Origin of the sequence: Lachnotalea sp. AF33-28 (genome assembly GCF_003477885.1) — a bacterium.
GTDB lineage: Bacteria > Bacillota > Clostridia > Lachnospirales > Lachnospiraceae > AF33-28.
The window spans coordinates 15,874-40,071 of sequence record NZ_QUEE01000006.1 but is presented as its reverse complement, the minus strand read 5'-3'; the positions used below and the strand labels follow the sequence as shown (position 1 = coordinate 40,071).

Annotated in this window: 16 protein-coding genes and 1 tRNA gene; 3 read left to right on the top strand and 14 right to left on the bottom strand. The window is 52.3% G+C overall.

Annotated elements, in window-relative coordinates; all coding sequences use genetic code 11:
* Position 1: 1 nt before the first annotated feature.
* The 7 genes from DWZ56_RS09920 to DWZ56_RS09890 form a co-directional block, all read right to left on the bottom strand.
* Positions 2-235: a hypothetical protein gene (locus DWZ56_RS09920; protein WP_118556487.1), complete on the bottom strand. Its 234-nt coding sequence runs from the start codon at positions 233-235 to the stop codon at positions 2-4.
* Between the two features lie 24 nt (positions 236-259).
* Positions 260-1,759 (bottom strand): hypothetical protein, encoded by a 1,500-nt coding sequence (locus DWZ56_RS09915; protein ID WP_118556486.1) that lies wholly within the window; start codon positions 1,757-1,759, stop codon positions 260-262.
* A gap of 12 nt (positions 1,760-1,771) precedes the next feature.
* Complete coding sequence (locus DWZ56_RS09910; protein ID WP_118556485.1) at positions 1,772-5,791, bottom strand: vWA domain-containing protein; 4,020 nt, start codon at positions 5,789-5,791, stop codon at positions 1,772-1,774.
* 12 nt (positions 5,792-5,803) lie between these two features.
* On the bottom strand, positions 5,804-7,063 hold the full coding sequence (locus tag DWZ56_RS09905) for a glycoside hydrolase family 28 protein (protein ID WP_118556663.1): 1,260 nt from the start codon (positions 7,061-7,063) through the stop codon (positions 5,804-5,806).
* Between the two features lie 127 nt (positions 7,064-7,190).
* Positions 7,191-8,378, bottom strand: a complete 1,188-nt coding sequence (locus tag DWZ56_RS09900; protein WP_243095178.1) for a BREX system ATP-binding domain-containing protein — start codon at positions 8,376-8,378, stop codon at positions 7,191-7,193.
* Positions 8,375-9,613 carry a BREX system ATP-binding domain-containing protein gene (locus DWZ56_RS09895; protein WP_243095177.1) on the bottom strand — a complete coding sequence of 413 codons (1,239 nt, stop codon included), beginning with the start codon at positions 9,611-9,613 and terminating at the stop codon, positions 8,375-8,377. The genes DWZ56_RS09900 and DWZ56_RS09895 overlap by 4 nt, the downstream gene beginning before the upstream one ends.
* Positions 9,614-9,653: 40 nt before the next feature.
* Complete coding sequence (locus DWZ56_RS09890) at positions 9,654-10,472, bottom strand: hypothetical protein (protein WP_243095176.1); 819 nt, start codon at positions 10,470-10,472, stop codon at positions 9,654-9,656.
* Positions 10,473-10,728: 256 nt separating this feature from the next.
* Between DWZ56_RS09890 and DWZ56_RS09880 the strand changes: the two genes are divergently transcribed.
* Positions 10,729-12,297, top strand: coding sequence for a DEAD/DEAH box helicase (locus DWZ56_RS09880; RefSeq protein ID WP_118556483.1), 1,569 nt, complete (start codon positions 10,729-10,731; stop codon positions 12,295-12,297).
* A 44-nt stretch (positions 12,298-12,341) separates the two neighbouring features.
* On the opposite strand, the gene DWZ56_RS09875 is transcribed toward DWZ56_RS09880, so the two are convergent.
* The 5 genes from DWZ56_RS09875 to DWZ56_RS09855 form a co-directional block, all read right to left on the bottom strand.
* Positions 12,342-13,118 (bottom strand): DUF134 domain-containing protein, encoded by a 777-nt coding sequence (locus DWZ56_RS09875; protein WP_118556482.1) that lies wholly within the window; start codon positions 13,116-13,118, stop codon positions 12,342-12,344.
* A 64-nt stretch (positions 13,119-13,182) separates the two neighbouring features.
* Positions 13,183-14,979 (bottom strand): rhamnogalacturonan acetylesterase, encoded by a 1,797-nt coding sequence (locus tag DWZ56_RS09870; RefSeq protein WP_158584521.1) that lies wholly within the window; start codon positions 14,977-14,979, stop codon positions 13,183-13,185.
* A 17-nt stretch (positions 14,980-14,996) separates the two neighbouring features.
* On the bottom strand, positions 14,997-17,636 hold the full coding sequence (locus DWZ56_RS09865; protein ID WP_118556480.1) for a glycoside hydrolase family 2 TIM barrel-domain containing protein: 2,640 nt from the start codon (positions 17,634-17,636) through the stop codon (positions 14,997-14,999).
* Positions 17,637-17,639: 3 nt separating this feature from the next.
* Entirely contained in the window at positions 17,640-18,404 is a 765-nt protein-coding gene (locus DWZ56_RS09860) for a DUF4886 domain-containing protein (RefSeq protein WP_118556479.1), read from the bottom strand.
* A 113-nt stretch (positions 18,405-18,517) separates the two neighbouring features.
* A tRNA-Ala gene (locus DWZ56_RS09855) sits at positions 18,518-18,591 on the bottom strand.
* Between the two features lie 262 nt (positions 18,592-18,853).
* On the opposite strand from DWZ56_RS09855, the gene DWZ56_RS09850 reads away from it, so the two are divergent.
* Both DWZ56_RS09850 and DWZ56_RS09845 read left to right on the top strand, forming a co-directional pair.
* A complete protein-coding gene (locus DWZ56_RS09850) occupies positions 18,854-20,014 on the top strand; it encodes a pyridoxal phosphate-dependent aminotransferase (protein ID WP_118556478.1) in 1,161 nt (386 codons plus the stop codon).
* Between the two features lie 63 nt (positions 20,015-20,077).
* Entirely contained in the window at positions 20,078-22,219 is a 2,142-nt protein-coding gene (locus tag DWZ56_RS09845) for a glycoside hydrolase family 88 protein (protein ID WP_118556477.1), read from the top strand.
* Between the two features lie 127 nt (positions 22,220-22,346).
* On the opposite strand, the gene DWZ56_RS09840 is transcribed toward DWZ56_RS09845, so the two are convergent.
* On the bottom strand, positions 22,347-23,471 hold the full coding sequence (locus DWZ56_RS09840; protein ID WP_118556476.1) for an MGDG synthase family glycosyltransferase: 1,125 nt from the start codon (positions 23,469-23,471) through the stop codon (positions 22,347-22,349).
* Positions 23,468-24,115 carry a glycerol-3-phosphate acyltransferase gene (locus DWZ56_RS09835; RefSeq protein WP_118556475.1) on the bottom strand — a complete coding sequence of 216 codons (648 nt, stop codon included), beginning with the start codon at positions 24,113-24,115 and terminating at the stop codon, positions 23,468-23,470. Before DWZ56_RS09835 ends, DWZ56_RS09840 begins: the two co-directional genes overlap by 4 nt.
* Positions 24,116-24,198 lie beyond the last annotated feature (83 nt).

Below are 24,198 nucleotides of genomic sequence, written 5' to 3'. Positions count from 1 at the left end.
TCTAACTGGCTTTGGTTTTTCTACGGACACGCAAGGCCGCCAGAATAAGGACGGTATCCACAATCAGCAGCAGGCAGAAAACCAGCCATGACAGTTTCCAGGTAGACGCCAGCCACCGTCCCAGACGGCTGTCCAGATATAAGAGCTTTTCGCCCCAAGTCATCCACAGGGCATACAACGCATAGGCGACCGTCAATACGGTGAGTATTCCGGCACATATTCCAGCCTTTTTCATGATAGTTTCTCCTTTACTTTATTATCAGCGCGCTTGTGTGCGCTCCCGCTTTAACCGGATGAATTTCACCGTATAGATCACCGCAAGCAGGAGGGCAGCCGCGATGGCGATGATGGCATACCACTGCCTGGCCGTCCATACGGTTCTCTCCACCGCAGCCATGTAAAGAGACTCGTTGCCCGCGATGTCGAAGGCTTTCAGTTCCAGCGTATTTTTACCCGGCTTAAGAGGGCAGCGGATTTGGAAATAGCTGCCCTGGAGCTCAACCGGCTCTCCGTTGCAGGTGAGACTGGCTCCCGCTTCTGTGTAGCCTTCCAGATATACATGGTCACTGTCTGTTTTCGTTTTGTCCACATCGCTTGTGACCGCGAGCTGGGGAGGTGTCCTGTCATAATAGATTTCCTTGGGAAAGGTCCGCATGTTTCCGGCTGCGCCGGTAACTATAAAGACAATGCTGTTTTCCCCCTCCTTAAGGTTCACTCTGTATTCGCCCTGATCCGTCTCATCCTCCAGGTATAATCGATCATTGAGCACGGCAGAAATTCTGGCACCTTCCTCTGCTGTAACCTGTACCGGGATGCCTGACTCATTCGTTGCGTCCAAATCCGGATAAGTGACAGATGCTTCAAAAAACGTGCCTTTTTCCACCGGGATTTTATCGTATTTACCCAGACGGCGGCCGTCATACACCGCCGCACCTGCCAGGACCTTATCCATTCCTTGCGGGAAAGCCAGCACTCCGCTGCTTTCCCCGGTCACCTCTTCTCTTAACAGTTCCCCGGAATTCGGGTCAAACAGCATGAGTTTAACCTGATCCGTCTCGCCGTCCCAGGCGATATAGATGCTGTCGTTTACCAAAAAGGCCCTCACCCCGGTCAGGGCTTCCGCAGAACCGGGATCCTCATAGTCAAAGGTTTCATCCGCATAGGCTATGCTGAACGCGCCGCTGTCATCGGATACTCTTATATAGAAATAGCAGCTGCCATTTTCCAGACCCGTAACGTCAAACTCTGTTCCGCCCTGCGGGGCGGCATTGAGCGATTTCACCTCTCTGGCGCCAGATCCGTTCTTATCCGAAGCAGCAAAAATCCGGATCTTCAGATCCTCCCGGCAATCCGAAACACTCCAGTCCGCATAAAACCGGTCCTCCCACCGCTCTACATGAAAAGAATCTATATTCATATTCCCCGGCAGCTCTCCGGCATCGATGTCCACCCTTCCCAGCTTTTCCCCGGTAATAGTTACCTGCCAGATACCGGCAGCCGCATCCCCCACATTGATATACACCGCGCCTTCGGAAACGGAGGTTTGTAAAGGTGTAAGGGTTGTTCCGAATGTGCGGCCGTCCGGTGAAGTGACAGTAACCTCTGCAGTCTGTTCCTCATGCTCCCAGACTATGCTAAATATGCAGTCATCACAGGCTTCTGTGAGTTCTATCTCCACAGTCTGCTTGGCAGCATACACGGTCCGCACTGGCATCAGCAGAAGAACCGCAAGCAGCGGAAGGACCATCCATTTTTTCATAACCGCACCCTCCTAGTCAAAGTATGTCTGTGTATGGAAGCGTTCCCAGATCAGAGGCTTTCCGTCGCTGTCATACCAGTATTTTGATACCAAGTTGTCCCTGTGAAGCTCCGCAGCAAAGTAGGAGCCGTCATATTCCGCAGTCAGCACCAGCTCACCTTTTCCCTGATGATGCACATTCAGGAATCCGCAGTCGATATGTCCGTCGATCCCCATGGAAAGCGAAAACTTATCCCATCCGGCATCAATCCCAAAATCCACGCTGCCCCCGATACTGCAGTCCAGGATTCCCAGTGCGGCCTCCAGCTCCAGTCCCGCCTTTACGGAAAGGCCCGGCCTGCCGAAAGCGATCGCCGCATCGGCCATCTTCTGTCCCAGCAGATTTAAATCCGCCTCCGCGCCAAAGCTGGCTTCGGAGAAATTCAACTGTATTGTACCGTCGATGTTCCCTAACTCTCCCCATTTAGACATCTCCTCAGGTACCTTCAGCTTAAATGTTTTGAACAGATTTACATCCGCTCCCACAAGCCCTTTCAAAACTACATCCTTCGTATCCACAGCCGCTAGGTTATCGTCTGTAAAAATCAGCCGCTTTATCCCCTCTGGCACCCAGGAGGTATTCAGAAAGACCGTGCTGACGCCTTCCATTCCCATCCCCAGTTCATCAATATACAGCACATTGTAGACTCCGAAGCCGGGGTTTAGTTCGGCCTTCACGTTCATCTGGTCAAAGCACCAGTAATAGGATGAAATATCACCGCTTAGCCCTTCCATTCCGCTGCCGCCGAAGCCTTTGACAATGCTTGAAAAATCAATAGCCCCGCAAAGCTTCCAATACTCATGGTCTGGGTCCAGCGAGTTGAGCTTCAGCCCCACTTTGCTTAGGCCAATCACTCCAAACTGTAACGAATCCCGCAGATTTAGCTCCGCCTCGATTCCGATGCGGATATCTTCCGCCGTCAGCGCCAGATCCACGCTTCCATCCAGAGCCTCTTTACACTTAAACTTGAAAGTATCGCTGCGTTTTTCCACTTTTTCCCTGGCATCCACAGCGCTCTTTTCTTTTCCGGACAACAGCACGTTGCCGCTTAATCCTTCTTTCACCGAATCCATAATAGTTTTAGCGCTCAGCGTATCCACATGAATCTGAATTCGGTCCGCATACAGCTTTATATCCGCTGCATCCACATCCACAAGAAACGGTATCCTGATATTATAGTCATGCAGGTTTTTCTCGAAATCCGTATCCGATCCGGAAATTCCCACCGCAAACTCCCCGTCCCTGACCACCATATCTCTGCCGCCCAACACCAGATTTGCGAACAGAGCCGATCCGGTGCCGTTCTCCCTGGCTTGCGCATAACTGATATACAGCCTGCTGTTTCCGGACAAAGCCCCGCTGCTGCCCAGCCAGGCGGTCTGCTGCGGTTTCAGCTCGCAGTCCTTGGGAAGCTCATAGGCTGTAACTGTCAGCGCGTCACCGCTGTGAATAAAGCCGTTGATCATGACATTTCCCATAGCCGTGAAGCTGCGGTCTCCAGTCTGGCCGATTGTATCGGCAGTGATGATATTAGTACCGATCCGCACGGACTGGGTAGTTCCGGCACGGAAGATAAGCAGCGCGTTCTCCTTCATAACTGTACGCCCATCCGGCAGGACCGCTTGCACCGGATAGCTGCCGCCGGGCAGCTTACCTTTAAGCAATCCGGTGGCCGTGTGTTCATCCGTTACCGTAATTTCCGTAAGCTCAAGGGCTCCGGCACTAAAATGCATTCCGTCCGTGAAACCGCTGCCCGTCACAGTCACTCTGACACCCTTTTCCAGACTGCCCACGGACATATTTCCCGGTGTCACGGCGGTTACAGCCAGGTCACCTTCCGGCACAAAACGTATGCCTTCATCTTGTATTTCAAAAGCCTTTGCGCCGGAGGATATGGTATAATCCCTGCTGGCGCTGACGCTCTCTGCGGGCAGGCTGACCGTCAGGTTTCTCGGATCCGTTTCCGGATTCTTCGTAACCGTATATTCAAAACAATAATTATTTACTATGTATTTCTGGAGGGTCACATAGATGTCCTCCAACTCCACCGAACTGGATGCCTGCAGGTATTTGCCGCCGGTCCGGGAAGCGATATCCTGCAGATATGATGCATCCACATCCCCGAGGCCCACCGTGAAGACCGCAATATTTTCCTTTACCGCCCTGCTGATCGCTAAGTCCATGGCCTCTGTGTTCTGATCCTGTCCGTCGCTCATTAAAATCAGCGCCCTGGTCTGATCTGCTCCGGCCAGTGCGGACATACCTGCCTCGATGCCAGCGGGTATATTGGTACCGCCTCCGCTGCTTAGGGAATCCACCCCTCTGATCAAAGTTTCCTTAGAGGAAGTGAGGGAGGTAACCACAGCAGCATCCGTGTTATAGCTGACGAGAGCCAGTCCCTGGCCGGCGGGATCCATCTTTTCTATACATGCCCTGGCTGCAGTCTGTGAATCCCGGAACGGACTTCCATCCATGCTCCCGCTGCTGTCCAGCACGATCGCTATGCTTACATGGGACAGTTTTCCTTCATCCGTCAGCCTGAAATCCTTAATGCCGTACTGCGTATCTATCAATGAGAAATCTTTCTCCTTAAAATGGCTGGCCATCCCGAAGATACCGTCTTTCTCTCCATTTACATTGACATATGCCCGTATCATCGGATAACCGGCGGTATCAATCCTGCCAATATGTATGCCGATCTTATCGTATTTGAGCGTTGAAGTGATATAGTCCGCCATATCGCCGTTCACATTGCCGTTCTCCGGCTGTATCACGCCCTGGCTCTGTACCCGTACAAGTTCATCCACACTGGATGAGAGAAGCGGGCTGGTATGGTCCATATCGGACTGGTTATAGGCATCGATCACGGCCGTCAGGGATTCTTTCAGCGGTGACCGATCATCCATCACCGAATAGCTGGTAATCACATCATAGATGAGTTCCCTGGCCTTATCCCTCTCATCACAGGCCAGATACAGCTTGGCAATCTGTATGTCATACAGTCCGCTGCGGTCATAAAACACCGGTTTTTTGGCCTGGAGATAATTGACTGCCCGCCTAATTTCCACCCGGGAAGCTTCTGCTTCCAGTTTTGCAGCACGGTTGATAAGCCTATCCTTTTTCACATCCCCCTCTTCATATTGGGATGCTTCTTCCCGCAGGGCTGCCGCTTCTTTGAGGAGTCCCTCCACTTCTTTATCGTCTTCCTCCAGCTCCGAATATCCGCGCATTGCGCTCTCCGCAATCACATCCGTATAGATAATCCGATTTTCCGCCGAGTCTCTGTGCGCGAGCAGATCCCTGGCATACTGCCGGGCGCTTTTATAGTCACCGTCGGCCATAACACATCGAACCGCCAGTTTCCATAACCTCTCATCATTTCCGTACTGTGAAATCATATCACTGACTTTATCATAGGACAGGCCCGTAAAATCTCCGGAGCGAACCTTTTTATCCAGCAGATACCACTCCTCCAGCTCCCCGGTCTCATGAAACTCGCGGTTCCGGTAAGCCTTTTGTATCATTTCGGCAGCCCATTCTTCATCCGCTGCTCCAGCCGCATCCGGATCTGCCTCCGCACGTATTTCCTCTACCAGCTCCCTGTCTTTTCCGCTGATCTCATTCTCGTTGAGAAGACGGTTTGACAGAAACCATGCGGACATCGTATCTCCCTGCCGGCAGGCAGACAGCAGGCGCAGCATACCGCTCTGATCGCTGCCAATGTGCTGTCCGGCCGCGGCCTCTAACGCCGTCTCCGGCTCGCCGTCCATCAGATAACGGTATGACAGATAGAGAGCATTCTTATCCACTCTATACTGATTCCATGCTCCTCCGGCTCCCCAAAATGTGCATACAACCGCTGCCACTAAAATGCTGCACAGCAGCATCCACTGGCCCGGAGACCGGTTCGCTTTCCATATTTTATGAAACAGAATATCCGCAGCGGCGGCCAGCAGACATTCCCCGGCAATGATTAACAATAATATGTACATTACTCTCTTTCCTTATCTCTCGCTTACATCCACATTTATCACGGCCATGTTCTCCACCGCATCCTCCAAAAATCTGCTTTCCTTTGCGGTAATCCGCAGATTTTCAAACGTAAAGTCACAGAGGCGGTACTGATCTTCCCTCTTTTCCACATTGAAATAGGTATCGCACTCACAGACACAGTTGCGCATCGTAATATGGTCCGCAGCGGACAGCGGCTTATCTGTACGCCCTTTCATATCGTAAAACTGTGTCCAGGGATTTATATTAATAAAATTCATCACCTTGGCCTCGATATCCTCCACCGTGATATACTCATAATGAGAAGGCGTGTCAGGGCGCATCTTCAGACACAGCAGATTATTTCCTGCCAGGACTTTTCCGCGCCTTAGGATAACATTGCGGTTATGGATCGATTCGGACCCGCAGGTAAGACACGCCGGACAGTAGCCGAAGGTACAGTCTTCCACAATGATCCTCTCATTGGAGCCGTTTTCCGGGGCACTGTCCGCCCAGGGGCCCTTTCCTCCCTTTAACGCCACCGCATCATCGTTCACCTCAATATAGCAGTCCTTCACCAGGAAATCCGTGCAGACATCGATATCGATAGCGTCCGTGCTGGGTGCTTTTACAGGAGTCACAGGGGAGAAAATCCGGCAGCCAAGGTACTTCACGCGGCTGCTCCTGTAAATATGGTTGGTCCAGAAATGGGCATTCTGCAGACGCAGGCCGGCGACGGTGACGTTCCTGCAGTTGGAGATAAATACAAGTCTCGGCCGCTGCTCATCCTTATTGGTGCATTTAGGATTCCATGTCCTGCGAAGCCAGAACGCCTTCCAGGAACGCAGCCCGTTCCCGTCTACGGTCCCCGGGCCGCACATCGTAAAGCCGTCCACTCCGTCCGCATTGATCAAAGCCGCGAAATACCGGCAGGACTCGCCTTCAATGCGAGTCTCACACAGCCTGTAATCCGATATATCGTCACTTCCTTTAAGCGTTCCCCCCTCCGCCACATAGAGATGGACGCCCTGTCTGAAAAACAGAGAGCCTGTCAGATAGGTCCCCGCCGGAACCACAATCACACCGCCGCCATTTGCAGCCGCCGTGTCGATCAGGTTCTGGATCTGCTCCGTATAGACCTTTCCGTCATCCAGAATCCCATGCTGTGTCAGCACATACTGCGTGCCAAGCTCAAAAAGCTCCGGCAAGCAGGTATCATAAAACCAGGGATCAATCGGCGTCCCGTCGGGGAAAAATTCCTCTTTTTTGTTCATAAATAATACCTCCTCTTCTGATATATCCGTTGTTTTTCGATGTACGCCGCGCTTCCGGACAAGAACGATGGCAGCAGACGGCAACAGCCGCGCCGTAAAATCGGCCGCGGCTGTATATTCCATGCTCCTATGCTAAGGACGGCACATCCTCTTCAAAGCTCTCTTTTCCCAGCTCTCCGACCTGTGTATCCTGAGCCTGTCCGTATTGATACATCTGATCCAGATATTCGATCGCCGCCCTTATCTTCGTGCGCAGCAGATATCCGCCGGAACGGGTAGCTCTGGCCAGCGTTTCTACGGACACCTCCGGAGACCAGTTATAGGCCCTGCCGTGAAACACCTGCAGCTTCTGCAGGATTTCAGATATTTCCGCTTCTGTAAGAGGCTGAAGCTGCTCTGCCCTGATGACGGTTTCCAGTACGGCCTTCATGGGTTCCTGATCCTCCGGATAAAGCTCTTCCAAATTTTCAAAATCATGCTTGCCTTCCACTACATCTTCCGCATAGGATGCCCCCAGCGCAAACATAGTATAGGTAGATTCCATCCCTTTGCCCGGCATCAAAAATTCTGCCATATTTCTATATGCCTTCAGTCTTGCTTTCTTTCCCAGCCTGCCGATGAGTTCGGTTTCGTCGAACAGTATCACCCATCCGTTGTACCCCATCTGAACAAACAGATGGCTTAAAAAGCAGTAATAGTCCATGTAGTGTTTCGTTTTGCTGAAATTCACATTATATTTTACGCTCTGCTGAAAAATGCGCCTGTAAATCTGACGAAGAGACGCATTGGCGATAAAGTCTCCTTCCAAATCCGACTGAAGCAGGAATTTTTCATCCTGGTCCTCTGTATTCAGATAAGAGCGGAGCAGATAATACAGCTTATCCGTCTCCAGTTCCCTGGCCCCATACAGCAGCATCTCATTGGCCAGAGGGCTGTTCGGCGTCATCTTCTCCAACTCCTGGATAAATCCCGGCTGTACGCGTCTTGGCAGATATGTGTTATTCACCAGTTTTTGATACAGCAGAAACAGCTTGTCAAACGGTGCCTCTTTACTTAGAGAAAGATAAGAGACCACCATATTGTTGGAATGTGCCAGGCTAAAAACTGTGTTCAGCAGATGTGTCTTTCCCTCACCGTATTTCCCGGCAATCACTTTGCCGGCCGACCGGCCCGTATCACGAACCCGGTCCAGATCATCCGATATTTCCTTCATAATCCTGGGACGGGCTTCCGAAAAATACTGGCCTACCGCCCGGGAAGGGATGCCGGACCGCAAAGCTTCTATCACATGACGTGCCTCATAATCAAACATCATTCTCTCCCTCCCAGAGTAGCCCTGCTTACAAGCCCCGGTATGCCGACGGCTCCTACTTTTGCCTGAAGCAGGATGGCCTCGGCCGTATCACGGTCAACCGGAACCGCACGGCAGCTATTGGCAGCCTTAACAAGTTTCTCTGACATCTCCATAACTGTTTCAGCCGTGTATTCCTGTTCTGCGAGCCTGTCCATATCTACAATATCCGTAAAACGGTTAAACCTGCGGCTGATAATTTCATTTTGAATCCGCATCCACAGCGCCTGATAGGACTTAATGCCGGCACTGTCATTATCCAAAAGCTCCCGGTTAAACGCAAAGACAAACATGATGTTTTTCAGACTGTCGATATCATCGATCAGCTGGCGTATACTTTCGTATGTGTCCTCTCTCTTCAGCTTCGTATAATGCATCGGAGTCAGTCCTGATTTGCCGATCAGAATCTCCAGATCGTCAACCGCGACAAAAAGTCCTGAATAACCTGCCATCTGTATCACCGAAGCTAAGGAACGCAACATATGCCTTGCGTTGACTTTGGTGATCCGGACCGGGGACAGCCCCAGTGAACGAAGGGAAGGGATCTTGACTCCTCGGTCCCCTCTCATCCATCCCAACAGTAGTTCCCGATTCTGCTCCTCTAGAATGGGGTGCCCCAAAATGCCGCCTGTCAGCAGGCTGCATGCCAGAGCAAAGTTGTTGTCGATGAGAGGATTGTCCAGAAACATTTCCTTTAACTGCAGCCGAATCTCCCTGCGGGTAATGGCATCCGCCAGCCCCTCGCCGGATAAGTAGTCCATAAAGGTCATATCCTGCGGTATTACGCCGCAGTCAAACCCCATATTTTCGATTATCTTGTCCCCACACCGTTTCAGGCAGTCAAAAAGCCGGCTCTGATTCAGAATTTCCACATAGATCTCGCGGAAGTCATGCATCCAGATCTCTTTGGCCGAAAACGTGGCTGTCACATATTTTTCCTCTTCAGCTATCCGGGCGGCAAGCCGCAGCAGATGGGATTTACCGCTGCCTTGCCGGCCGGTGATAAACTTAATCTTACTGCCGCCTTCCCGGATATATTCCCTTAAGTATTTTTCCCTCCAAAAATCCGTTTGAAAAGAAATGCCCGCCGACATTTCCTCCAACATGCCGTTATCCGGATCCTCCACAGCAGCCGGTTCTTTGTACGATGTTTCTTCCGGTACGGCCATTGCCGCCTGTTCATTCATCTGTATATCCACCCTATTCCTCCTGCCACACTTAGTTCGGATCAGTCAGCACTCACCGAAAGAACCGGATAGTTGCCAGATACTGCTCCTGGCCGGCCTGATCCAGTATGCGGATAGCCTGAATATTATTTCTGCTGGGCCCAAACTGAAATCTTCTTCCGTCCTTTGTTTCGGTCACATCGGAGGAATACAGGCGCGCCAGGTCAAACGCATAGCTCTGCTGATCGTAATCCCTGCGGAATCTGCCCATGGGCGCCAACAGCTTATACAGCTTGGTCAGATAGATGTCCGCATCTTTTCCCTTATTCTGTTTTAACACCGCAGTGTCATAGGCCTCCGCCAGTTCATTCACAAAGCTTACGGCATTAAACGGAGCCTTCATAAGTCTGGCCTGTCCGTCCTTAATACCCTGTACAAAGCTTAGCGGACGCATGCACTGCACTTTTTTACGGTCCACATAAATATCCTGATTCTCTGTATCAAAACGAACTCTGTAGGGGAACATCTCATAAACGGGAAATTCGCCCTTAACATCCACTCCGCTCTCGCTGCAGCATTCCAGCATCTGACTGGCAAAGTCTCCATTTTCAAAATATTCCTGTCTGTTAAAGCCTTCTGCCAAAGACTTCATATCCTGCAGGATCTGCTGCTGCCGGTCAGCCGCTTCCTTCGCCAGCACAATATCCCTGTCAAAGCTTTTCAGGTCTCCGCTTTCCATTTCTTTCTGTATGGACTTCTGCAGTTTTTGAATGACAGCTGTCCTGTCTTTTAATTCTTTAGCCAAAAGCTGATATTCCTGATATAATTCTTCGTAATTCATTTTGAATCCTTTCTGTTCTGTTATATTAGCTGCCAGCATTATTGCTGCCATATCGGCATTCCATTATATAGAAGTATACATAATATCATTCCACATTTCAACATTTTATTTCCGGATATGACAATGACATGGTATAATATCGACAGATATTATACCGCGCTGATTTCCGTCTGCGCAGCAGACAATTTCCCTGGGAAATCATGCGCATCCCCCCGGAGGGGCCATGTCGGCTTGCTGACATGCTATAATATCGACAGATATTATACCGCGCTGATTTCCGTCTGCGCAGCAAAGGAGGCCGTATCCCATGAAACTGGAGCTGTATCCCTGGCAGAAGGAATGTCTGAAAGCCTGGTTTAATAATAACTGCCGCGGTATCGTCCATGTGATGACCGGAGCCGGCAAAACAGTACTGGCCATATCCGCTGCAAAACAGCTGCAAAGCAGGCTGGGAGGGGTATTGCGGATCAAAATCATCGTCCCGCAGACCGTTCTTACCGCCCAGTGGGCTTCTGCCCTTCAAAAATTTGGCGGCATTTCCCGACAGGAAATCGGCTTTTACTATGGCGCATGCAAATGCTCTTCCTCCCTGCCATATATGATCTATGTGATCAATTCCGCGCGCTATACACTTTCACGCCATATCCTTGAAGATCTGGAACAGGGCTGCTCTGTTTTCCTGATCGCAGATGAATGCCACCATTATGCCAGCGAAGAAAACCGGAAAATATTTGACTTTATACCGCATCTTTCCGGCCGCAGCGGTTCACTGTTCACGATGGGGCTGTCCGCTACTCCTTATACGGCCGGATACGAACAATATCTGGTACCCTCTCTGGGACCGGAGATCTATCGCTACGGACTTGCGGAAGCCACCGGGACCGCGCTTATGGTTCCCTATGCGATTTTCAACATAGCGCTTTCTTTCACGCCTGTTGAAAATCAGCGCTATCAGGAAATCACGGACAAACTGATTTACGCTATAAGTTCGCTGAACACCCGCTATCCCTCTATCTGCAAGCTGAAAGGAGTCCGCTTTTATCACGCCCTGCGCAGACTTTCCGTCCAGGAAGCTTCCCCCGAGACCGTGAAGCTGGCAAAAAATGTATTATCCCTCATCCATCAACGCGTATCCGTTCTATACTGCGCCGATGCCAGGATAAGCGCCGCCTGCAGTCTGATTGACACCCTTCCATCCGATTCGCGGATTATTCTGTTTGGGGAACGCATTGAACAGACCGATTTAGTCTTTAACCGTCTAAGCGGCATGTTTTCCGGTCAGGTGGGACGTTATTATTCCCTCATGGACACAGATGCCAAAAAAAGCGCCCTGGACAGATACCGGAGCGGTCAGATCCGCATCCTGGTTACCTGCAGGGCGCTGGACGAAGGATTTGATATTCCTTCCACCAGTGTGGGAATTGTGCTTTCCTCATCCTCCGTGGAACGTCAGCGCATACAACGGCTGGGACGCATACTTCGCAAATGCGGGACGGGGAAAATTGCCTGTCTCTACTATTTTTATATCCAAAACACTTCTGAACGGCCGGAATATATGACCGTACAAGCGGAATACAAAGCCCATTTCCTAACGCTTGCTTATGACAGTCAGAGCGGCTGTTTTCTCCATCCTTTATACGAGGAGGCGTCCCTTGCCGTCCTGAAAACACTCCAGGAACAGGGGAAATCACAAGAGGCGCTGAATGAGGCCCGCCGCTGTCTGCAGCTCGGACTGCTTCGTGCGGACTGGCTGCGCGATCCGGATGAACTCAATTCACTGAAGGAATCCGCGCCGGACACACGGCAGCAAAACTACTGGATCTGTATGAGGTTGATTCGTCAGGTATGCGTGGACAACGGTCTGTTTCCGACATAAAAATCCGGGGATGCGTGGCTTAAGTACACTCAGTAAAAGATTTATCAGTGGCCGCAATGTCCGCCGCAGTGTCCGTCATGTCCTTCATGATGCTCATGGTCATGGTGGGAACACTGGGTATCCGGATCATACTGAAGCTCTCCTCTGATAAACGCCTCCGCCTGCTCATCCGCAGATCCGGAAGCGCCGGGATACAGCTCGATGCCGGCTTCTGCAAGCGCGCTTCTCGCGCCGCCGCCTATCCCTCCGCAGATCAGCACATCCACGCCGTTGTCCTTTAAAAATCCGGCTAGCGCACCGTGTCCGGCACCGTCGGCATCTATGATCTTCTGTGATACAATCTTTCCGTTTTCCGCTTCATACACTTTAAACTGCTCCGTATGTCCAAAATGCTGGAACACCTGGCCGTTTTCATAAGTTACCGCAAATTTCATGGGAACATCTCCTCTTCTTATAATATGGTCGTCTGCCTGACAGCTCCTTCGCCTGCAGCCCCCCGCCCCTCTGCCGCAGCAGCTTTGGGCTATGCCGCAGAGCTCATAATTTCCGCCTTCGATCACCAGCCTCTTCCCGTTAACCAGCATATCCGCCAGCTTTTTCCTTGCACAGTTATAAACGGCCTGGACCGTAGTGCGGGCCACTCCCATCTGACCGGCGCATTCATCCTGTGTATAACCCAGCAGATCGATCAGCCGCAGAGTTTCATATTCATCCAATCCCATTGAAACCGCCGTATCTTCTGATCCGCTGCAATCATCGGGGCCGAAACTCCGGCTCTTCGGCAACGCACAGACGCGCCTGTGTTTGGGAGGTCGTGGCATACTGTCATCTCCTTATTTTCATTCTTTCGCAGATACCTCTATTATAATACGTTTATGACATATGTCAATAACGTTTTGGCAATCCATTTTTTTCCGCTTCCGTGACATTCATCAAATGCACCAGCGCCGCCACGCAATCGACGCGGTTTACCTTGACATGCCTGCCGTAACCTTCCCAAAGCAGACCCAGCCCTTTCGCCTGCTGCTCGCATTCCGCCAGATCGTACTCCCGATCCTCCGGCTCATGCAGGCTTCGGATCATAAAGCTCACCAGTTCCCCTCCGGTCAGGCCGTCGTCCGGCCTGAAACGGTCATTCATAGTGGTCGACTCATCCACCAGACCGGCATCCAATGCCGCCTGTACTGCCGAAGCGTCAAACTCATACCGGTATATATCGCAGTATCTTCCCTGATAAGGGCGCTGTTTCGGGGCCTTCACCGCTTTAAAAAATACATAGAGGAACTGCCCTCTCGGCATCTCATCAAAGGGGTGGAAAAACTTCAGGCAGGGGTCCAGCAGTCCCTTTACCATCGCTTCCTTCAGGATATCCAGCTGCCGGATCTGCCTGCAGTCCGCATAGGGGAGCTCGGGCAGATCCGTAGGAAGAATGGGCTTTTCAGGCTTCTTTGCCGGAGACAGCCCATCGGCAGGCCTTAGGGACTCATCCGGAACCCACGGTTTGGGAAACAGGCCGTTCATGCAGGAGCACAGAGGTTCTATCCGCTGCTTTTGTATCTGCCCGGCGATAAATTCCGCCACAAGCATGGCCCCATAGTCGTTGGTATGGGCCCTGTCATTAAAATATCCCTTCAGTTTATCCTTCTCCATGCTGCAGAACAGCTCAAAGCTGTAACGGTGCAGATCGATCACCGGCACGTTCAGCTCTTTCCCGGTTCTTAAGCAGGCAAGCGCGTGATCTTCCAGCAGATCGTACCAGCCGTTTTCATCCTGTTCCGGCATGCGGCTTAAAGAGGTCACAATGACCGGATATGCGCCTTTCTCGCGGACACGCCGCACATACCAGCGCAGGTTGGCCGCATAGCCGGCAAACGCGGCCAGATTGCGCCTTTTCTGATCATTATGTCCGAACTGAAACAGGAATACGTCTCCCGTCCGGATATGCCTGTCCACGATATCCCAGTGCCCGTCATCCCGAAAGCAGTTGGTCGTCATGCCGCCGTGGGCCTGGTTCACCACCGCCGCTCTGTCAAAATACTGAAGCAGGTTATGGCCCCAGCTCCCGCCGTTAACAATCGGGTTATAAGGACAGTATCCCTCGTAGTCCGCCACTATGGAGTCCCCTGCGATGAAAACTGTGGGCGCCTCTGACCGTTCCACCGTAAGCCCGCTAAGGCGCGCGTTGCTGCCCAGCACGCTGATATAAACCGAAAGATCCTCAACGGGCGGGCGGCCCATCACGGGTATGTACTCACATACATGCACATAAAACCGGCAGACAAAGCTTTCGCCGGGCAGAACTGCGATATCCCGCCGCACCGTATTGCGCCGGCCGGAGTATACGGCAATCTGCGGTATTCCCTGCTCTCCGCCGCAGATCGTCACCGTAACCGCATAGACTCCCTGCTCCGGAACTTTTGCGCGAAACCGAAGGGGCCATCCCTCCTGCGCCGATTCCACGCCCCATCGCGTAGTAATGCGCTGCACGTCCGGCAGCTGACTGCCGGTAATATCCCGGATCTGCCAGCCTGCGCTGCCGGTAAAGCGGTCCTGCGGCCGCTCCTTAAGCGGCGCAAAATCCAGGAAACCGCATCCCCTGTCTTCTTTATAGGTATCCCCGGCCTCGACCGGGATGCCTTCCCCGCCTGTTCCTGCCATAAAATTATATTTTATCGAATACATGTCCCTTTGATCCTCCCTCATTTTGTTTCCCGGCCGAATAACCCCATAAAGGTTTCCCGATCCAGCCGCTGGACGGGATGAAACTGTCCGGATGAAACATACCGGTATATGCTGTTTTTCAACTGCTTCACCGTTTTTTCCTCCACCGATAAGTCGAAGCCGCAGAACAGGATCTCCGCATTTTCTACGCGTGCCTCAAACAGCGGCGAACGCCTGATGTTGGAAACGAAGTTGGGCGCCGGCTCCACGATGGCCGAAAATCCCTCCGGGAAGCCGGTCAGCGGCGCTCCCAGCGAGTGTTCCAGAGGGTGTCTCCACTGAAATCCTCCGTACCTTTCCGTAGGGAAATCCTGCAGCGCAGGATGGCCGCTGTCACAGAGCACGCCGCAGGAATTATCCGACGGAAAATATGCCGGAGACCAGAATACAGGTGTAAATGTGCCCTGTATCGGTTTATTCAGGCCATCCGCCGTAACAACTGCTCTCCCGCCCTTTATAAGCAGTTCCTCCAATTCCAGCGAGTCCGCCTTAAGGACCGGTACCGCGCATTCTATATCGCCGCTTGGGTAGACATACAGATTCCAGCGGTTTTTATGCCCGCCCGCCAAGAGCTCCGCCTCCAGCACGGACGGCCTCCGGATAAAATCCAGAGGGACCTTCACATGGCGTTCATCGGTGCAAAGGCTTTTAAGAAGTCTCCCTTCCGCGTAGAGATTCAGCGTAAAGGTGATGCTCTCCCTGAACTCTTCCCCGTAATCGTACAGCATGAACTGTGCATCCAGGCACTCGTCGGAGGTAAATACCCTGTCCGCCATCAAAAGCGGCACCACGGGAGAACAAAACTCCCGAAACTCTTCCGGTTCTATAATGCCCTTGCTTTTCCAAAAAGCATCCAGAATCCCGACCGTGGCCGTGCACTGGCCGGTATAATCGCTTATGCCCAGCAGCTGAAAACCGCCCATTCTCTCAGTCCTAAGGACGCTCTCGATATCCTCTTTATACAGCAGGGCGGCCAGACGGCCGGAGGCCTTAATATACTCTGACAGCATCGGATAGACGCCTGCGGCGGTCATGCTGCGCCGGATCACTTCGAAGTTCACCGGCATCATGCAGCCGCTGTAGTCTTTCACCGAATCCACATCGGGGTAGACACAGTACTGCCCCACCTCAAACGAAACGATGGGCACCGGCATGTTCTCCACCTGTTCCTGATAGGACAGCCTCGTATGCTCTGAAATCACATCCGCATACATCTGAGCGCGGATGCCCATGCCATTCGCCTCAAACGCGCTGAAATAATCATCCGCCGGCGTTACGGGGCGGTCGAAATTGGAGGTCAGCGTATAGAGCCGCCGTCCGTCCAACGCTTTGATCTGCTCCGTCAGCTGTTCCAGCATTTCAAAATCTCCCATCAGCTCATTGCCGTTGGAGAAAAACAGAAATGACGGATGGTTTCCGTAAAAACGCGATATGTTCAGGGCTTCCCGGTGGTAGAACAGCGCATGGGCGGGGTCGTCTCCTGTTTCCAGCGCGCACACATCCCGGTTGAGCCACAGCGGCATTTCCGCCTGCAGATAGATACCGACGCGGTCCGCGGCGGCAAAAGCCGCCTCCGGCGGACACCACGCGTGAAAGCGGACATGGTTCAGCCCGTACTGTTTGATCTGCCGGAATTTCCATTCCCATTCCGCCTCGGATACGGGCGGGTATCCCGTCAGCGGATGTATGCCGCAGTCCAGGGTACCCCTAAGGGCGATGGGCCGGCCGTTTAGAAGAAATTCCCTGCCCTTTGCTTCAACGGTCCGCATGCCGAAGGTTTCCGCATGCCTGTTGACGGATTCCCCATAGACCAGCTCCGCCTTCATCGTATAAACCGCCGGATGGAATTCATCCCAATACGTGATCTCACCGTCCATCGGGTATTCCAGATGCAGGATCTGCCTGGACTGAAACAGCACCCTGTCATATTCTGCGGCAGCAAAAGAGGTCCCATCCGGCCTAAAGGCCGTAAGGCGGACTTTCACCTGCTTCCGGTCTCTGAAATTCGGACAGTCCCCCGCCGCGGTCAGCCTTACGGTAACGCTCTGCCTGTTCGGAAAGAGCTGCAGGTTCGATATGTGAAAGATCTCCTCACACCTAAGCTCGATTTTTCCTATGATCCCGCACCAGATGCCCTGTGTATCCAGGCTGTAACCGCTGGCCATGCCGTCCATATGTATGAGATCCGAATTATCGATGCGCAGAGTGACCGTATGCGGTCCCGGGCTTATCCGCCCGGTCAGCCGATAGATATGGGGTGCGCTAAGCGATATGATCTGCCGGTCGATTTTCTCCCCGTCAATCCACAGCTCGGAAGCGATATTTACCCGTTCCAAATACAGGGTGATATATCGGTCTCTAAACTCTTCCGGCACGCAGATCTCGCGCTGCAGCCAGAGCGCCCCCGTATAGCTGTATTTTTCCCTTAAGCAGCGCACGGTATCACGGTTTAAATCCTGATACCATTCCTGCTTTTTGCCGATGCCGTTCTCACAGGCGCTTCCGGGCAGCATAAATCCCTCCCCGGGCAGACGCTTCCTGTAATACTCCTGCGCATATCCCTGATTCTGTTCATCGGCGGCAAAGCGCCAGCTTCCTGCAAGGTTCAGTATTTTCACCGATCAATTCCTCCAATCCTCCACTGTTTGCCGGATGACATCCAGGTTTTTGGGATCCGCCTGTTCCTCCGGCTGATTTTCATCAAACGGTATATATGTATTCTCGCTCACCGACTCCCCGAACAGAGTCTTAACCCATATGAGAGCCAGCGCATATCTGCCGTACAATAAGCTCATATGGTGTCCGTCCCGGCAGAGCGATATGCCGCCTTCCTGTACGATAAACGGCTCGGTGCCGCGCAGCTTTTGGATGATATCCGCGCTGGGAATCAGTCCTAATCCGTACTTTTGGGCCATGTGCTCGTAGCAGCCGCTTACCATCACATACATCTCCAGCTGGTTCCGATGATATCTCATAAAATTTTTGTGGGGGCTGTTCCACTCATATGCCCAGGTTTTCTGAAGCAGGATTCTGGCCCCGCCCGCCTGTTCCCGCAGGTATTCTGTCATGAGGCCCAGAAACGGCTCATAGGTATCCTCCCAGCCGCTGTCAAAACTGGCCTGCTGTGTCACAATATAATCCCATTTTGCCTCTTTTAAGGCTTCCTCCACCGACACAAAGCGCTCCGTGGGAACGCCGTTTTTCTGATATTGATAGGCCGGAGCATTGCTCTCAATATTCAGCCAGTGCTGTTCTAAGGAGCAGCCCCCTATGTATAGATTCACCACGTTTGTCTCAATGCCGGATGCCGCCGCGGTCTGATGCAGATAGCGGCATGCGTCCTCAGAAAAGCTGTTGCCTATGGCAAGAATGTTAACCGTACACATATGAAACCTCCAAGAAGATATATTTTTACTGTCATACTACCACAAAATGCAGCCTGTGACCAGTTACATAAAATGCAAAAATAAAAAGCCCTGTAAACACAAGGCTTTTAAAATGGAGATAGTGGGATTTGAACCCACGGCCTCTTGCATGCCATGCAAGCGCTCGTCCCAACTGAGCTATACCCCCGGGATATTAGGTGGAATTACTGCCGCCAGAAACACATCAGCAACGGTTTTATTATGCCATATTTGGTTCAATTATGCAACCGGATTTTTTATTTTTTCGCATATTTTTTCCCCGACGTTACCATACACTGCCGCCCCGACATGCGCGAAAAGTTTACGGCAACTGTGAATAGTAACCCCCCGGCTTATGTGCTATAATAGCGTTATCATGCGAAAGCGCATGTCCCTATGCGGCATTCTATGATCACGGAGGTAATAAAGATATGAGCGAAACACGCACAGCCGCCCCACAGTTTCACGGCAGCGACTTAGAAAAGGTGGCGGAATATTACGGCATACGAAAAGAGGATATCATCGGTTTTGCCGCCAATGTTAATCCCTTAGGTCTATCAGAACATCTCAAAGAGGAGCTGGCCAAAAATCTGGACTGCCTCTCCTCCTATCCGGACCGTGATTACTGCGGGCTGCGTCAGGCCATCGGCAGCTACACCGGGGCGGACTGGCATAATATCATGGTGGGCAACGGTTCCACGGAGCTGATTTCCCTGACCATTCAGTTTTTCCGGCCAAAGGATGCGGTGGTGCTCGGCCCCTCTTACTCGGAGTATGAACGGGAACTCTCCCTGTCCGGTTCCGAAATCCGCTTCTATAATCTGAAAGAGTCCGACGATTTCCGCATATCCACAGAGGATTTGAAAGAGTTTCTTACGGATGATCCCCAAGCCGCAGGCGCGGGCGGTCAGGGATACCGCAGGCTGCTGGTGCTCTGCAATCCCAACAACCCCACCTCCAGCGCGGTTAGCGCTGCCCAGATGGAAGAGCTGCTTGTCTTCTGCCGCAGTCAGCGAATCTTCGTCATGTCCGATGAGACTTATGCGGAATTTGCACCTGACACCGAAAATATCACGGCGATTCCGCTGACGGAAAAGTTCGACAACCTGATCGTGCTGCGGGGCGTATCCAAATTCTTCGCCGCACCGGGTTTAAGGCTGGGATACGCGGTAACCGGAAACGAAGAGCTCAAGGCAGAATTTACGTCAAAGAAAAATCCCTGGACCGTTAACTCGCTGGCGGAAACTGCGGGCAAAATCATGTTCGCCGATACAGACTATATCAACGAAACGCGCCGCCTGATCTCCACGGAGAGAGAACGCATCTGTGCCGGGCTGGATGGCATCGCAAACCTGAAATACTATCCTCCCTATGCGAATTTCATACTGGTGCACATCACAGACGGGGAGAAAAATGCCCAGGATCTGTTCGAAGCCGCAATCCGCCGGGGCATGATGGTGCGAAACTGCAGCAGCTTCCACAATCTGGACGGGAACTATTTCCGATTCTGCTTTATGAGAACGGAGGACAATGACCGGCTGCTGGACTGCATCCGCAGCGTATTCGGAGAGAAAGACTTGTCACCGCGCTGATTCTTTTCTATAATGAAGAAGAACTATGGATCAAACATCCAAAAATCAGGAGGAACTTAAACTATGTGTGACTATTTTGAACAGAAAGACAGCGTCGCCCAGTGCATCGGCACCGATGTTGCGCCGGTCCTTAAGACTATTGCCGGACATTACATAGACTCTCATCCGCCCAAGCCGCCGGTATACCGTCCCTGCAGCACTCTGGGATTTCGCTGCACCGACGATTATCTGCTGGAGATCAAGCTCCACGACAAATTCCCGGATATGAAATTGGAAAGCTATGCCTATGCGTGGGGGATGCTCAAAGTCCCTGCAGAAGGCAACTATAATTTCCGTTTCGCCGCCTACGGCCCCGTATTCGTCTATGTCAACGGGGAATACGTATACCGCAGCGGGCTGTATGAAGAGCGCTTCAGCACCGCGCTCACCAACATGTCCCTGAAATTAAAAGAAGGAGAAAACAGCATACTGTTCCTGTGCGTGCGCACGCCTCTGGGCTGCGGCTGCCGGGTAGGCGCTGGCTCCTATAAAGGGATGCGGATCGCCTTCTACTCTCCCACACTGGAAAAGAAAGGGATGAGCGGCATGATCTACAGTGAACCCATGGACCGCCCGCTGGAAGAGCTGCCCCGGCTCTGGCAGTCCGAAGCGGAGATACCGGTCAGATGGTATCCTCGCACCGAATGGAACAGCGATGAAAAAGCCCTCACGCCAATTCGCCGCATCTATGGAGGAAACAGCGGGCTGTATCTGTCAGCCTCAGCTTTTGTCTGCGACGGCAGCGCCGATGTGACCGTCACCGGGCGCCTGAAAAACTGCCGCAGGCTTTGGATTGACCGCGTATCCGTCACACCTTGGGAAGGAGACGGATCTGTAGCGGTAAGCGCCGGTCCCGGCCGCCATACGCTTTTAGTGCTGGCCGAAGACTGTAAATTAAACTGCGGGGGAGCATCCCTGGAATGTCCGGTTCCTTTAGAAAACACTCAGCATCATCTGAACTGGCTCTACGCGGGGCCCTTCACGCCGGATGCGGACCTGGATTTGGACAGGGTTCTCTCCTTTAAGAAGCCGCTGCCCGCCACGGGAGGCGATACGTTCTGGCGCACCGACCAGCCCGGCTGTTACCTGCGCATATTCAACGAATCCGTTAATTTCGGGGAGTGGAGTTATCCTCTGGGCGTCACCCTGTATGGCATGCTGCAGACAGCGCGCATGACGGGCAGCCGGGAAATGGATGCGTATATCACCGCCCATCTTGAGCAGTCCGCCTCCCACTTCGAATACTGCCAGTGGGACAAACATGCATTCGGCGCGGCATCCTTCCACCATCTCCTGACCACGCTGGACAGCCTGGACGACTGCGGTTCCTTCGGTTCCATGATGCTGGAATATATGAAGGATCATGAGCTTGCAGACGGCCGCGTGATCGCGGACTATATCGCGGAATATATCAGGGACCGCCAGCAGCGCCTTCCCGACGGCACCTTTTACCGCAACCACTCCTATATCAAGATCATGGATGAAACCATGTGGGCGGATGATATGTACATGAGCATTCCGTTTTTATGCCGCTATTATCAGCTGTCCGGTGATGCCGCATTCCTGGATGACGCGGCCAGACAGGTTAAGAATTTTAAAAAATACCTGTACATGCCGGATCTGCAGATCATGTCCCATATCTACGACGTCCACTATGGCCTGCAGACCAAGGTGCCGTGGGGCCGCGGCAACGGCTGGGTGCTGTTTTCCACCACTGAACTTCTGGCAGTTCTTCCCGAAGACCATCCGGACTACCCGGAGATCCTGGCATTTTTCCGGGAAATGTGCAGCGGTGTGCTGCGCCTTCAGGGACCGGAAGGCATGTGGCGCCAGGTGCTCACTTTTCCGGACTCCTATAAGGAGACCTCCTGCACCGCCATGTTTTTATATGCCTTTTCCAGAGGTGTGCGCTATGGCTGGCTGACCGATCCCGCCCTTTACCGCGAAGCGGTTAACAAGGGCTGGAAGGCTCTGTGCGGCATCTCCGTAGACAAGTATGGCAATGTATACGGCGTATGCCGCGGATCCGGTTATTCCTTCAGCAAGGAGTATTACGCCAACGATTTATCCTGGCGGCTCAATGATACTCATGGCATCGGCATTGTCATGCTGGCCGGCATTGAGACGGAAAAAATGAATGATATGCCGGGCGGATCCAATCACTAAAACGGATGCCGCCGGGCGCACCACCCAAAAAATGAGCCGGATGCTTCATCCTGCTCATTTTTTAATATCTTTCAGATGATCCGATACTGTCGAATAACGGACCGGTACTATAGATCGTCATCACTGATCATAGCGTATCCATCAGTTCCCTCACTATATTTTCTGCCGCATTGTGTGGGATATTCGCCCTCTGTGCCTCCAGCTGGCATTCCCTGTAATTTCTGTCCATACACAGTTTTTCCGCATAGGTGATCTGCTCTTTCACCTTGCTGCTGGAGCAGGACATGCCTCTTTCGCTGAAAAACAGCGCATTTTTTGTTTCACAGCCCGGTATAGGGGCCGTATGGACCAGCGGAACATTCGCCACCGCCGCCTCTGTTGTGGAAAGGCCTCCCGGCTTTGTAAACAGCACATCACAGGCCTTCATGCAGATGGCCACCTGTTTCGTAAATCCGGTGATCAGCACATTTTCATTGGCCCCGAATGCGCCTGTCAGCCGGTCTTTCAGTTTTTCATTGGTTCCGCACACCGTCAGAACGGTGATATGGTCCTCGTAGCGTTTCAGAAGTTCACTGATCAGCTTTTCGGAATTTCCAAATCCCATGCTGCCGGACATGATCAGGTACAGACGCTTTCCACAGTCCAGCTGCGGGAATATGTTGGCCCGGATCCATTCTCTCGCTTCTTCCCTGCTTATTTGACATTGAAAACGGCCGCTGACGGGTATCCCCAGAGGATACAGCTTCTCCCTTGGAAGCCCCCTCATAGCAAATTCCTCCACCAGGTCCGGATGGGGAATGATATATTTGTCCAGCTCTGTTTCCTCCCAAAAGGGGATGCTGGTATAATCCGTAGCCACGGCCACAGTTTTCGCATCAAGACGCCCCGATTTCTTCAGCGCCGTCAGAGCCTCCGCCGGAAACAGATGGCTGGTCACCACCACATCAAACCGGTTCTCTTTAAGGTACCGGTACAGACGTTTGCAGTATGCCTTATTGGCATAGTAGACCGGTGATTTATGTCTGGGGCTGCTGATCAGGCTCCCCGCCATATAAGCCGCTTTAAACAGGGCCGGATAGCGTGTGCTGAATATATAGCAGTCCGACACCTTTTTGGACAGTTTCTCTCCGCTTAGGGAAAACATATCCAAAAACCGCACATCTATCCCTTCTTTTTTCAGCTGCTCTTCCACCGCGTGGCCCGCGCTGTTGTGGCCGCCTCCGGTATTGCAGGATATCACTAAAACCTTCATGCCTGTTTATCTCCATTCTTTTTATCCGCCAGCCTGTTCTCCAACTGATGTGCACCGATCTGCACCGTGATATCCTTAAACGTGAAGCTGTGAATATGGCGCGCCATGACAATGGCGGATATCAGCATACAGCCGGCGGTTACGCTCCCCCATCCGATACAGCGTATGACAGCGACGGAAAAGATTATGTAGGTCACGATTACTCTGGCTCCGTGAGGATTGATCTTTAATACCAGGCTGAAGAACAGGAAGCTGAACACCAGCAGCCACAGCGCCTGATCAAAAGGCAGCGCACCGATCAGCACGCCAAAGGAAACCGCAATTGCCTTTCCTCCCTTAAACTTCATAAACGGGGACAGAGCATGGCCGAACACCGGAGCCGCCAGCACAAAGGCGAACCCCAGCGCATCGGGATCCAGGACACGGCACGCCATATAGACGGGCAGTATTCCCTTTCCAATATCCAGTGCAAGGCAGAGAATCCCTGTTTTTAAGCCGGCATTGGTGAACACATTCGCCGCTCCCGGATTACCGTCATCCGACTTTTTTGTCACATCCACATTCAAAAAATATTTCGGTATCCAATAGCTGAACATACAGCTTCCGAAAATAAAGCCGATTACGGACCAAATCAAATATCTCATACCCTCACCCCCTATAATCACTGTCACCAGCCGAAGGCTGATGACCTACGCACACTTCAGTGTGCTTCCTCACCGCTTTTCTA